The sequence below is a fragment of the Phycicoccus sp. Soil802 genome, from assembly GCF_001429605.1.
Taxonomy (GTDB): Bacteria; Actinomycetota; Actinomycetes; order Actinomycetales; family Dermatophilaceae; genus Pedococcus.
Map to the genome: position 1 here is coordinate 290791 of NZ_LMSS01000001.1, position 12654 is coordinate 303444.

Genomic DNA, 12654 nt, shown 5'->3' on the forward strand with positions numbered 1-12654 from the left:
ACCAGTGGGCATTTTCCGACGCGGCAAGAACTCCGACGCGGCCGACACCGTCGACAGTGTCGACGACGTCGCCGGCGCCGACCAGGCCGACGGGACCGACGCCGACGACCTCGACCTCGAGGACCTGGGCGACGTCAGCGACACCGACGACCACGACGACTCGGACGACGAGCGGTCGCCCGACCGGGCGGTCGGCTCTGACACCGGCGCCACCGGGCCGTTCGACGCGGCCGAGGTCGACGACGAGGACGGCCGGCTCGACCTGGGCGCGCTGCGCATCAAGGGCGTGCCGGGCATGGAGCTGCGGCTCGAGATCGACGAGGCCGCCAACCAGGTGGTCGGCGCCACGGCGGTCATCGGGGACTCGGCGGTGCAGATCCAGGCCTTCGCCGCCCCGAAGACGACGGGCATCTGGGACGACATCCGCAGCGAGATCGCCGAGTCGATCCTGGCCCAGGGCGGCACCGCCGACGAGGCCAGGGGAGTGCTCGGCACCGAGCTGCGCACCCGGATGCCCTCAGCCGGGCCGGACGGCCGCACCGTCTTCGCCCCGGCCCGGTTCGCCGGCGTGGACGGCCCGCGCTGGTTCCTGCGCGCCGTCTTCTCCGGTCGGGCAGCGATCGAGGACGACGCCGCCGAGCCGCTGCTCGAGGTCGTCCGCGGCACCGTGGTGGTGCGCGGCGACAGCGCCATGGCCCCTCGCGAGATGCTGCTGCTCAAGCTGCCCGAAGAGATGCAGCCGGACCACGACCACGACCACGACCACGACCACGGGGACGACGCCCCCACTGGCTCGTCCAGCCGGGTCGACGACCTCAAGCCGTTCGAGCGTGGTCCCGAGATCACCGAGGTCAGGTAGGACGCCATGGCGATGAAGCACCTCACCCCCGTCGACCCGCGCACGACGCAGGTCCACAAGTCACCGCTGGCCAAGCTCTCCGAACGCCTCACGAAGACGGTCACCCAGATGGAGGCGGACGAGCTCCAGGAGGACGCCGCCCGCATGGGGTGTACGCCGATGTGCGACCTGGAGGATCGACAGGAGGCCACCGTCTCCGGCACCGTGCGCGCGGTCACCCTGCGCCCGCGGGTCAACGTGCCCGCGCTGGTCATCGACCTCTACGACGGAAGCCGCACGATCAACCTGGTCTGGCTGGGTCGCCGCACCATCGGCGGCATCGAGCCCGGCACCTACCTGCGCGCGCACGGTCGCGTGACCTACACCCGCGGCACGCCGACGATCTTCAACCCGTCCTACGAGATCGTCCCCCTGCGTGCCCACTGACCCCGCGCCCGACGGTCGCGGGGAGGACCGCCACGACCTCGCGCCCGGCGCCACCGTCGAGGAGCTGATCCGGCACCGCCTGTCCACCGCCCTGGGCGGCTGGCGCGGTTCGATCGAGACGGCGCTGCCCACCGTGGCGTTCGTCGTCCTGTGGGTCTGGCGCAAGGACCTGACCGTCGCGATCATCGGCTCGGTCGCCGTGACGGTCGTCCTGGCCGTCGTGCGCCTGGTCCAGCGGCAGAGCCTGCAATACGTGCTCTCGGCCGTCTTCCCCACGGCCATCGCCGCCTTCTTCGCGCTGCGCAGCGGCAAGGCCGAGGATGCCTTCCTGCCCGGCATCATCTGGAACACCGTGATGCTGGCGGTCGCCCTGGTCTCGGTGGCCCTGCGCTGGCCGCTGGTGGGCTTCATGGTCGGCGCGGGTGACCCGCGGATGGCCGACGACCCGGTCGGCTGGCACCGCGACCGCGGGCTCGTGCGCGTCTGTCAGCGGCTGACCCTGGTGCTCGTCGGGCTTTTCATGGTCCGGCTGGTCATCATGGTGCCGCTGTATCTCGCGAGCCAGGTGGCCCTGCTCGGCGTCGCGAAGGTCGTGCTGGGGTGGCCGCTCTGGCTGGCCGGGATCGGCGTGATGGGCCTCATGCTCGTCAAGGGACACACCCCGCCCGAGCTGGAGGTCGAGCCCGAGGGCTCGGCTCACTCCTCGCCGCGCGGCACCCTCTGACCCGGGCTCAGCATCGCCTCGAGCTCGTCCTCGAACTCCGGCGTCGAGATGAACAGCAGCTCGTCGTGCGGCTCGAGCGAGTCGTCGCGGCTGGGGGCGATGGGGTGGTCCTCGCGGATGATCCCCACCAGCACGGTCTCGCCCGGGAAGTCGACGTCGCCGACCCGCTTGCCCGCGTAGGGGCTGTCGGGCGGCAGCGTGAGCTCGACCATGGTCGCCTTGCCCTGCTGGAACTGGAAGATCCGCACGAGGTCGCCGATGCTCACGGCCTCCTCGACCAGGGCGGTCATCAGCCGTGGGGTCGACACCGCGACGTCCACGCCCCACGCCTCGTCGAACATCCACTCGTTCTTGGGGTTGTTGACGCGCGCCACGGTGCGCGGCACGCCGAACTCGGTCTTCGCCAGCAGTGAGACGACGAGGTTGACCTTGTCGTCACCGGTCGCGGCGACGACCACGTCGCACTCGGCCAGCCCGGCCTCGTGCAGCGCGGTGATCTCACAGGCGTCGGCGAGCAGCCAGTTGGCGTCCGGGATCTTGCTGGCCTGGACGTCCTTGCGCTCGCGGTCCATGAGGAGCACCTGGTGACCGTTGTGCAGCAGCTCGCGGGCGATCGAACGGCCCACGCTGCCTGCACCGGCGATGACGACGCGCATCTTGGTTCCTTCGTGCTCAGGGTTCGTAGTGCTCAGTGTTCGTGGTGCTCGGTGGGCGTGCTGCTCATTGGTCGGTCACTGCGGGCGGTCCGTCGAGCGTGCGCTCGACGGAGGGCAGCTCGGCCGCCAGGGCGGCCAGGTGGAGCAGGTCACCCTCCTGGAAGACGCTGTCCGCGGCGGGGAGCGTGGCCACACCCAGGCGGGTCAGGTATGCCGCGCGGGCCCCGGTGGCCTCCTCGAGCTCGGTGAGGCGTCGGCCGACCCAACCGGGGTTGACGGTCACCTCCGCGATCACGACGTTGCCCGACGGGTCGACGAGCTCGGGCACGTGGCCCTGCGGGAGCAGCCGCCGCATCATCTGGTCGGCGGTCCACTTCACCGTGGCGACGGTGGGGATGCCGAGCCGCTGGTAGACCTCGGCGCGGCCGGGGTCGTAGATGCGGGCGACGACGTGCTCGACGCCGAACGTCTCGCGCGCCACCCGGGCCGCGAGGATGTTGGAGTTGTCACCACTGGAGACGGCCGCGAAGGCGTAGGCGTCCTGGATGCCCGCCTCGTGCAGGGTGTCGCGGTCGAACCCGACCCCCGTCACCCGTCGCCCCTCGAAGCTGGACCCGAGGCGGCGGAACGCCGACTCCTCCTGGTCGATGATCGCGACGTCGTGGCCCTGGCTCTCGAGGCTGTGCGCGAGGGAGGAACCCACCCGGCCGCAGCCCATGATGACGAAATGCACGACGCCGACGCTACACCGCGCCGTCCCACGGCTGCAGGGCGCCGCGCAGCCGTGGATACCGCGCCCTAGAGTGTTGGCCGTGCCCAACTCTTCACGCGTCGTCAAGCGTGTGCTCGTCGGACGCGCGATGCGTAGTGACCGGCTGGGCGACACGCTCCTGCCGAAGCGGCTCGCCCTCCCGATCTTCGCCAGCGACGCCCTGTCCTCGGTGGCCTATGCACCGGACGAGATCTTCCTGACGCTCGGCCTGGCGGGTGGCTTCCTCGCCCTGACCCACTCGTGGGAGATCGGGCTGTGCGTCGTCGGCGTCATGCTCGTCGTGGTCGCGTCGTACCGGCAGAACGTGCATGCCTACCCCTCCGGCGGTGGTGACTACGAGGTCGCGACCACCAACCTCGGGCCCAAGGCCGGTCTCACCGTCGCTGCCTCGCTGCTCGTCGACTACGTGCTCACCGTGGCGGTGTCGATCTCCTCGGGTGTCCAGAACGCCGCGGCCGCCCTGCCGTTCATCCGCGGCCACGAGGTGATCGTCGCCGTCGGCCTGGTCGCGCTGCTCACCGCGATGAACCTGCGCGGGGTGCGCGAGTCGGGCAAGGCCTTCGCGCTGCCGGTCTACCTCTTCATGGCGAGCGTCATCGGCATGGGCATCGTCGGGCTGGTCCGCGAGCTCACGGGGTCGCTGCCCCAGGCGGAGAGCGCCGCGTTGACGCTGGCCCCGGAGAAGGGCTTCGAGTCGCTCGGCAGCTTCGCGATGATGTTCCTGCTCCTGCGCGCCTTCTCTTCGGGCTGTGCCGCGCTGACCGGCGTCGAGGCCATCTCGAACGGCGTCCCTGCCTTCCAGAAGCCCAAGAGCAAGAACGCCGCGACCACCCTCCTGCTGATGGGCGTCATCGCCATCACGATGCTCATGTCGATGCTGACCCTGGCCAAGTGGACCGGCATCAAGTACGCCGAGGACCCGGGCACCCAGCTGCTCCGCGACGGCAAGCCGGTCGGCGACACCTACGTCCAGGACACGATCATGGGGCAGGTGGCCAAGGCGGTCTTCTCCGGCTTCCACCCCGGGGTCGTGCTGGTCTCGATCGTCGCGGGGCTCATCCTCATCCTGGCGGCCAACACCGCGTTCAACGGGTTCCCGGTGCTGGCCTCCATCCTCGCCAAGGACGGCTACCTGCCGCGCCAGCTGCACACCCGCGGCGACCGACTCGCGTTCTCCAACGGCATCCTCATCCTCGCCGGCGCGGCGGCCCTGCTCATCGTCATCTACGACGCCGAGGTCACCAAGCTGATCCAGCTCTACATCGTGGGCGTCTTCGTGTCGTTCACGTTGAGCCAGACCGGCATGATCCGGCACTGGAACCGGCACCTGCGGCTCGAGCGGGACGGGGCCGTGCGGCGCCGGATGATGCGCAGCCGCATCATCAACGCCGTCGGCGCGACGATGTCCGGCACGGTCCTGGTCGTGGTGCTGCTGACCAAGTTCATCCACGGGGCCGGCTACGCCATCGCGGCGATGATCGTCATCTTCTTCATCATGGTGCGTATCCACCGGCACTACGATCGGGTCCGGGCCGAGCTGCGGATCAGCGACGACGACCTGGATGCCCAGATGCTCCCGAGCCGGGTGCACGCGATCGTCCTCGTGTCCAAGATCCACAAGCCGACCCTGCGCGCCCTCGCGTACGCGCGGGCCACCCGCCCGTCCAAGCTCGAGGCGATCACGGTCAACGTCGAGCCCGACGAGACCAAGGCGCTGCAGGACGAGTGGGACCGACGCGACATCCCCGTGCCGCTCAAGGCCCTCGACTCGCCCTACCGCGAGATCACCCGCCCAGTCGTCGAGTACGTCAAGTCGCTGCGCTCCGGCCACCCCCGCGACGTCGTGGTGGTCTACATCCCGGAGTACGTGCTGGGCAAGTGGTACGAGCAGGTCCTGCACAACCAGAGCGCCCTGCGCCTCAAGGGCCGGCTGCTCTTCACGCCGGGCGTGATGGTGGCCAGCGTGCCGTGGCAGCTGGCCTCGTCGGAGGGCCAGGAGGAGCGGTTCGACGGCCCCACGGCGGGCTCCGTCCGCCTCGGGCAGTGACCACCGCCCCGCCCCCTGGAGCTGCGCTCGCCGTCGGCGACGTGGTGACCCTCGACATCGGCGCGGTGGCGCACGGCGGGTTCTGCGTCGCGCGGCACGAGGGCCGGGTCGTCTTCGTCCGCCACGCGCTGCCGGGCGAGCGCGTCAACGCCCAGGTCACCGAGGCCCGCGGGGGCCAGCGGTTCGTCCGGGCCGACTGCGTGGAGGTGCTCGACGCCAGTCCGCACCGCGTCACCCCGCCGTGCCGGTATGCCGCCCCCGGGCTCTGCGGTGGGTGCGACTTCCAGCACGCCACGCTCAGCTACCAGCGAGAGCTCAAGACGTCGGTCGTCCGTGAGCAGTTCGCCCGGTTGGCCAAGCAGGACGTCGAGGTCGTCGTCGAGGCGCTCCCCGGCGACCACGAGGGCCTGGGCTGGCGCACCCGGGTGGAGTTCGCGGTCGATGACTCCGGTCGGGCCGGGCTGCGGGGGAGTCGCTCGCACGACATCGTGCCCGTCGACACCTGCCTGATCGCCGACCCGCGCATCCTCGCCACCGGCGTCCTGACGCACGACTGGTCAGGCGAGTCGGCCGTGGACGTGGCGGCACCGTCGGAGGGCGAGGCCGTCGTGGTCGCTCTCCCCACCGATGAGACGGACCCTCCCGCCGTCACCGAACACGTGGTGGGACAGACCTTCTCGGGCCGGTTCGAGGTGTCCGCCCGCGGCTTCTGGCAGGTGCACCCCGGCGCGGCCGCAACCTTCGTCGACACGGTCACCGGCCTGCTCGAGCCGCGCGCGGGCGAGACCGCCCTCGACCTGTATGCCGGCGTCGGCCTCTTCGCCGCAGCCCTGGCCCAGCGGGTGGGCGAGTCGGGGAAGGTCGTCGCGGTGGAGTCGGACGCGGGAGCCGTCGCGTCCGCGGCAGGCAACCTCGCGGCATACCCGTCGGTCGCGGTGGTCCGCGCCCGCGTCGACGACGCGTTCGGGGTGCCGCGGGCCAGCCGGTCGGGGCCCACCCGCAACCGTGCGCAACGGCAGCGCAAGCTGCGTCGCCACCCCCTGATCCCGCTGCGTGCCGACCTGGTGGTGCTCGACCCGCCACGGACCGGCGCCGGTCGCGACGTCACTGCGCAGGTGGCCGCCCTGGAGCCGCGGGCGATCGCCTACGTCGCCTGCGACCCCTCGGCGCTGGCCCGGGACTCGGCCTTCCTGGCCGCGGCCGGCTACGAGCTGGGGGAGCTGCGCGCCTTCGACGCGTTCCCGATGACCCACCACGTCGAGTGCATCGCGCTGTTCACGAGGACCACGACGTGACCGGTGGGGCTGCTGCCGCGGGTGCCGCGGGTGCTCCCCACTTTCGCTGCGCGCGGCCTTGGAGCAGGATCAGGCACAAGGCCTGACCAACGTGATATCTTGACGTCAAGATAAATCGAACGAGCACGAGCACCCGCATCGAGCGACACGACGGTGCATCCCAGAGCATCGATTCCGAGCATCGAAGGAGCAGGCAGTGGCCAGCACGAACAGCTTCAACGCCCACGGTGAGCTGAAGGTCGGTGACAACTCCTACGAGGTCTACCGGCTCGACGCGGTCGAGGGCAGCGAGACCCTCCCGTACAGCCTGAAGGTGCTGCTGGAGAACCTCCTGCGCACCGAGGACGGCGCCAACATCACCGCCGACCACATCCGCGCGCTGGGCGCGTGGGACGAGACCGCCGACCCCGACACCGAGATCCAGTTCACGCCCGCGCGGGTCCTCATGCAGGACTTCACCGGCGTGCCCTGCATCGTCGACCTGGCCACCATGCGCGAGGCGGTCGCCGACCTCGGGGGCGACGCGGCGAAGATCAACCCGCTCAGCCCGGCCGAGATGGTCATCGACCACTCCGTGATCATCGACGTGTTCGGCCGCGCCGACGCCTTCGAGAAGAACGTCGAGATCGAGTACCAGCGCAACGGTGAGCGCTACCAGTTCCTGCGCTGGGGCCAGACCGCGTTCGAGGACTTCAAGGTCGTGCCCCCGGGCACCGGCATCGTCCACCAGGTCAACATCGAGCACCTCGCCCGCACGGTGATGGTCCGCGACGGCGTGGCCTACCCCGACACCTGCGTCGGCACCGACTCGCACACGACGATGGTCAACGGCCTCGGCGTGCTCGGCTGGGGCGTCGGCGGCATCGAGGCCGAGGCGGCCATGCTCGGCCAGCCCGTCTCGATGCTCATCCCGCGCGTCGTCGGCTTCAAGCTCTCGGGCTCGATCCCGGCCGGCGCCACCGCGACCGATGTCGTGCTCACCATCACCGAGCAGCTCCGCGCCCACGGCGTGGTCGGCAAGTTCGTCGAGTTCTACGGTGAGGGCGTCTCCGCGGTGCCGCTGGCCAACCGCGCCACGATCGGCAACATGAGCCCCGAGTTCGGCTCCACCTGTGCGATCTTCCCGATCGACGACGTGACGCTGGAGTACCTGCGGCTCACCGGCCGCAGCGACGAGTCCGTCGCGCTGGTCGAGGCGTACGCCAAGGAGCAGGGGATGTGGCTGCACGCCGGCCCCGACCAGCCCGAGGCCCGCTACTCCGAGCGGCTCGAGCTCGACCTGTCGACCGTGGTGCCGTCCATCGCCGGACCCAAGCGCCCGCAGGACCGCATCGCGCTCACCGACGCCAAGGACGCCTTCCGCAAGGTGCTGCCGACCTACGTCGCGCACCACGAGGGCGACGCCGGCGTGGCGTCCTCCTTCCCCGCGAGCGACCCCTCGCCGCAGGGGAGCACCGACGGCACCAACGGCGGCGACAAGCCGGCCTCCGAGGGTGACGGTGCCGACCGTCCGTCCAAGAAGGTCACCGTCACCACGGCCGAGGGTGCGTCGTTCGAGATCGACCACGGCATCGTCTCGATCGCCTCGATCACCAGCTGCACCAACACGTCCAACCCGTCGGTCATGATGGCCGCCGCGATGCTGGCCAAGAACGCGGTCGACCGCGGCCTCACCGTCGCTCCCTGGGTCAAGACGTCGATGGCGCCGGGCTCCAAGGTCGTCTCCGACTACTACGAGAAGGCCGGCATGTGGCCCTACCTCGAGAAGCTCGGGTTCCACCTGGTCGGCTACGGCTGCACCACCTGCATCGGCAACTCCGGTCCGCTGTCGGACGAGATCTCCGCGGCGATCAACGAGAACGACCTCGCGGTCGTCTCCGTGCTGTCCGGCAACCGCAACTTCGAGGGCCGGATCAACCCCGACGTGAAGATGAACTACCTCGCGTCGCCGCCGCTGGTCATCGCCTACGCCCTGGCCGGGACGATGGACTTCGACTTCGACTCCGAGCCGCTCGGCCAGGACACCGACGGCAAGGACGTCTTCCTCAAGGACCTGTGGCCCGCTCCGGCTGACGTCGAGCGGACCATCACCGAGAGCATCAACAAGGAGATGTTCACCAGCGACTACGCCGACGTGTTCGCCGGCGACGAGCGCTGGAAGTCGCTCCCGACGCCCGAGGGCAAGACCTTCGACTGGGCCGACGACTCGACCTACGTGCGCAAGCCCCCGTACTTCGACGGCATGACGATGGAGACCACCCCGGTCTCCGACATCGCCGACGCGCGGGTGCTGGCCAAGCTCGGAGACTCGGTCACGACCGACCACATCAGCCCGGCCGGGTCGATCAAGGCTGACAGCCCGGCAGGCAAGTACCTCGCCGAGCACGGCGTGGACCGCAAGGACTTCAACTCCTACGGCTCGCGCCGCGGCAACCACGAGGTCATGATCCGCGGCACGTTCGCGAACATCCGGCTCAAGAACCTGCTCCTCGACGGGGTCGAGGGTGGCTTCACCCGCCTGTTCTTGAAGGGTGATGGCCTGGCGGGCGGCGAGCAGACGACCATCTACGACGCGTCCGCGGCCTACCAGGAGGCCGGCGTCCCGCTGGTCATCCTGTCCGGCAAGGAGTACGGCTCCGGCTCGTCGCGCGACTGGGCGGCCAAGGGCACCCGGCTGCTGGGCGTCCGGGCCGTCATCGCCGAGTCGTACGAGCGGATCCACCGCTCCAACCTCATCGGCATGGGCGTGATCCCGCTGCAGTACCCGGCGGGTGAGTCGGCCGACTCGCTGGGCCTCGACGGCACGGAGACGATCTCCATCTCGGGCATCACCGAGCTCAACGAGGGCCGCACCCCCAAGACGGTCAAGGTCTCGGCGGTCCGGGACGGCGCCGACCCGGTCGAGTTCGACGCGGTGGTCCGCATCGACACCCCCGGTGAGGCGGACTACTACCGCAACGGCGGCATCCTGCAGTACGTCCTGCGGTCGCTCGTCAACAGCTGAGCTCCGCCGCCCCGCACCAACGCTGAGGGGTATGCCGCGTGGTCACCACGCGGCATACCCCTCAGTCGTGCGCCTGGTCGGACTCGGGTCCGGCTGGCTCCCAGAGCTGGATCGGCGGAATGCCACCGATGCCGGTCACGCGCTCCATGGGCCGATCGTAGGCGACGCGGGTGGCTAGCCTTCGACCCATGACCACCGAGGTGGAGCAGCTCGTGGCGGCACTCGAAGGGCTCCGGGCCGGCGTGCTGAAGAAGCTCACCGGGCTGAGTGAGGAGGACGCCCGGCGGAGCACCGTGGCGTCGGGCACCAACCTGGCCGGCCTCGTGCAGCACCTGACCTTCGCGGAGTCGAAGTGGTTCGAGGGTGTCGTCGCGGGAGGCAAGGCGGGCAGGGGCGCCCGCTCCATGGTGGTGGACCCCGCCGTCTCGCTGCGCGGGCTGCGGGCCGACTACCGAGCGGCGTGCGACGCCAGCAACGCGATCGTCGCCGCGGCCGGTGACGGTGACTCGCTCGTCGACCTGAACGGGCGGACGGTCACCCTCCGGTCCGTCCTCGTCGGCATGATCGAGGAGACCGCACGGCACCTCGGACACGCGGACATCATCCGCGAGGAGATCGACGGCCGGACCGGTCGCTGAGGCCTCGGGGTTGGTGCCGGCCGCCGGCCGGTCCCGGCCTAGCTGCCCTGCTGGAGGACCCGGATGTGGTTGCCGAACGGGTCGCGCACGCCGAGGTCGGTGCCGTAGAAGTGCTCGGTGGGCTCCTGGGTGAAGTCGGTGACGCCCTTCGCCGTGAGGTCGTCGTAGAGGGCGCGGGCGTCGTCGGTGATGAACACGAGGCCGCCCAGCGCGCCCTTGGTGACGAGCTCGCGGATCTGCTGGGCCGTCGCCTCGTCGTGCAGCGGCGCGCCCGGCTGTTCGAGCGAGATCTCGGTCGACGGGTCGCCCGGGACCCGGACGGTGAGCCAGCGGTAGTCGCCCTGCCTGACGTCGTTGCTCTTCTCGAGCCCGAGCTTGCCGACGTAGAAGTCGAGCGCCTCCTCCTTGTCGAGGACGTAGACGGTGGCGACGTTGAGCCTGGTGATCATGGCGCGCTCCTGCGAAGAAGGTCGGGATGGGCTGCCCCAATGCTAGGAACGCGGTGTGGTCTGGGCTTCTCGATTCCTGACGGATCCGTCGGCGCGCGGCCGCGGCGTGGGTCGCAGTCAGGCCCTGGGAGCCCCTCGGGCGCCGTGGTGGTCATGGTCGGTCCGGGTCTGGCCAACGCGGGATGGTGCCGGCTCGGCGGAGGGCCTCGAGGCGGTCGTCATAGCCGCCCGGGACCAGGTCCCACTGGACGGTCGGACCGTGCCGAGTGCTGATGACCGCGCCGGCATAGCGGTGGCGGTGGACGACGGTGTGGTGGGCGCGGCAGAGCAGGGCGGCGTTGGTCAGGTCGGTGGGTCCGCCATCAGCCCAGTGGACGAGGTGGTGGGCGTCGGCCCATTGCGGGGGTTTGGTGCAGCCGGGGAAGGTGCAGCTGTGGTCGCGCAGCCAGAGATGTCGGGTCTGGGCCGGGGTGAAGAGCCGGATGGTCTGGCCTTGGTCGAGGATCTCGCCCGGTGAGCCGAGGACGGCGGGGATGAGGTCGGCGTCGCAGGCGAGGCGGCGGATGGTGTCGGTGGTGAGCAGGTCGCCGGCGAGGGTGCGGCCGGCGCCTCGGACCTGACGGGTGAGGGTAGTCAGGTCGGTGGTGACGACGACCTGGGTCTTGGCCTGCCGGGGGAGGCCGTCGGGCGCGGTGGCGGCGCGCGTGACGAGCTCGAGGACGGCATCGGCGCGGCGGGCCGCCGGGGTGCGTGGGTCGGGTTCGCCGGTCTCGGCGTCGGGTGAAGGCTTCGCGAGGGCGTCGACCGCCGTGTCGAGGATGGCGGCACCTTCGTCGTCCAGAAGCAGGGTGTAGCGGGACAACCCGAGAGGACCGGGGCCCTTGACCAGCGAGCGGTGCGCTCGGCGGATGTCGGCGTCGTGCTCGACGACCTGCTCTGGGCGCAGCTGGTCCGCGGCATGGCGAAGGGCTGTCGCGAGGCCGCGCTCGGACAGGGCGCTGTGTCCGCGCGCGGCCCGCAGAGCGATGGTGGTGAGCTCGGCGAGGTGGTCGGGGTCGGCCAGCCCACGCACTGACCGGTGGAACCGGACGATCTGGGCCGCTTTCCCGAGCTCCAGCCCACCCGTCCCGATGTCCGCCGTGTCGTCCTCGTCTGGGGCGGCGCCGTCCGCACGAACCGCCGTATCCGCACCGTCGTCGCCGCGCTCGCTGTCGCAGTTGGCCGCCTCGGTGACGGCGTCAACGACGTCACTGAGGCGCGTGTCGCCCGCTGCCGCGTCGGCGGCCGCGGTGGCGACGGTGTCGAGGTCGGTCAGGGTCCGGGTCGGCAGCTGTGGCGCCTGCGCCCTGCTCCAGTCGACCGGCCCCCACCCGTCACCTGAGCCCAGTCCGCGTCTCTTGGCCTCGGCCAGCACTTCGACCAGGTGCGCGTCGACGCTGCCCCGCAGCCTGCCGAGCAGGGCGAACGCCTGCGTGACCTCGGCGTCGCTCAGAGCCCACAGCCGCCCGGGTTGGGCGCCGGCCAGAGTGTCGAGAGCCGTGTCGACCGCACCGAGGACGGGCCGGTCGGCAGGGAGGTCCCGCCGCCAGCTGTTGTCCGGTGCGATCGCCATGGGTCAAACCTAGGACGTGGCACCGACAGTGCAACCCAACCGTCCGACGGCGAATCAGGTTGCTGTGCATAACTTTTCGACCATCGTGCTGGTGTGGACAGGCGACGCAGATACGGCGCCCACAAGACTCCTACCGACTCGTGGAGGCGAGGCACTCGCACGAGCCGGCCAC

The 12654-nt window shown here is 70.6% G+C and carries 11 protein-coding genes; 7 read left to right on the top strand and 4 right to left on the bottom strand.

Translation table 11 applies throughout. The features are described from left to right. Nucleotides 1-4 precede the first annotated feature (4 nt). The 3 genes from ASG91_RS01305 to ASG91_RS01315 are packed head-to-tail and all read left to right on the top strand — an operon-like array spanning nucleotide 5 to nucleotide 2009. The gene (locus tag ASG91_RS01305) at nucleotides 5-859 is read left to right on the top strand and encodes a DUF3710 domain-containing protein (protein WP_056920804.1); all 855 of its coding nucleotides are present in this window, start codon (nucleotides 5-7) and stop codon (nucleotides 857-859) included. A gap of 6 nt (nucleotides 860-865) precedes the next feature. Then, nucleotides 866-1285 (top strand): OB-fold nucleic acid binding domain-containing protein, encoded by a 420-nt coding sequence (locus ASG91_RS01310; RefSeq protein ID WP_369820378.1) that lies wholly within the window; start codon nucleotides 866-868, stop codon nucleotides 1283-1285. Continuing rightward, the gene (locus tag ASG91_RS01315; RefSeq protein WP_056920805.1) at nucleotides 1275-2009 is read left to right on the top strand and encodes a DUF3159 domain-containing protein; all 735 of its coding nucleotides are present in this window, start codon (nucleotides 1275-1277) and stop codon (nucleotides 2007-2009) included. The genes ASG91_RS01310 and ASG91_RS01315 overlap by 11 nt, the downstream gene beginning before the upstream one ends. Here ASG91_RS01315 and ASG91_RS01320 read toward each other — a convergent pair. Next, on the bottom strand, nucleotides 1982-2665 hold the full coding sequence (locus ASG91_RS01320; protein ID WP_056920806.1) for a TrkA family potassium uptake protein: 684 nt from the start codon (nucleotides 2663-2665) through the stop codon (nucleotides 1982-1984). The two genes, ASG91_RS01315 and ASG91_RS01320, sit on opposite strands and share 28 nt — an antisense overlap. A gap of 64 nt (nucleotides 2666-2729) precedes the next feature. Beyond that, nucleotides 2730-3398, bottom strand: a complete 669-nt coding sequence (locus tag ASG91_RS01325; RefSeq protein ID WP_056920807.1) for a TrkA family potassium uptake protein — start codon at nucleotides 3396-3398, stop codon at nucleotides 2730-2732. 79 nt (nucleotides 3399-3477) lie between these two features. Here ASG91_RS01325 and ASG91_RS01330 point away from each other — a divergent pair, with 79 nt between their 5' ends. From ASG91_RS01330 to ASG91_RS01345, 4 genes are all read left to right on the top strand, one after another. Further along, nucleotides 3478-5484, top strand: a complete 2007-nt coding sequence (locus tag ASG91_RS01330; RefSeq protein ID WP_235545311.1) for an APC family permease — start codon at nucleotides 3478-3480, stop codon at nucleotides 5482-5484. Further along, nucleotides 5481-6779: a class I SAM-dependent RNA methyltransferase gene (locus ASG91_RS01335; protein ID WP_082593818.1), complete on the top strand. Its 1299-nt coding sequence runs from the start codon at nucleotides 5481-5483 to the stop codon at nucleotides 6777-6779. Before ASG91_RS01330 ends, ASG91_RS01335 begins: the two co-directional genes overlap by 4 nt. 196 nt (nucleotides 6780-6975) lie before the next feature. After that, on the top strand, nucleotides 6976-9783 hold the full coding sequence (gene acnA / locus ASG91_RS01340) for an aconitate hydratase AcnA (protein ID WP_056920808.1): 2808 nt from the start codon (nucleotides 6976-6978) through the stop codon (nucleotides 9781-9783). A 188-nt stretch (nucleotides 9784-9971) separates the two neighbouring features. Further along, complete coding sequence (locus ASG91_RS01345; RefSeq protein WP_056920809.1) at nucleotides 9972-10421, top strand: DinB family protein; 450 nt, start codon at nucleotides 9972-9974, stop codon at nucleotides 10419-10421. 38 nt (nucleotides 10422-10459) lie between these two features. On the opposite strand, the gene ASG91_RS01350 is transcribed toward ASG91_RS01345, so the two are convergent. Continuing rightward, the gene (locus tag ASG91_RS01350; RefSeq protein ID WP_056920810.1) at nucleotides 10460-10870 is read right to left on the bottom strand and encodes a VOC family protein; all 411 of its coding nucleotides are present in this window, start codon (nucleotides 10868-10870) and stop codon (nucleotides 10460-10462) included. A 151-nt stretch (nucleotides 10871-11021) separates the two neighbouring features. Next, nucleotides 11022-12482 carry an HNH endonuclease signature motif containing protein gene (locus ASG91_RS01355; RefSeq protein ID WP_056920811.1) on the bottom strand — a complete coding sequence of 487 codons (1461 nt, stop codon included), beginning with the start codon at nucleotides 12480-12482 and terminating at the stop codon, nucleotides 11022-11024. Nucleotides 12483-12654: the final 172 nt, after the last annotated feature.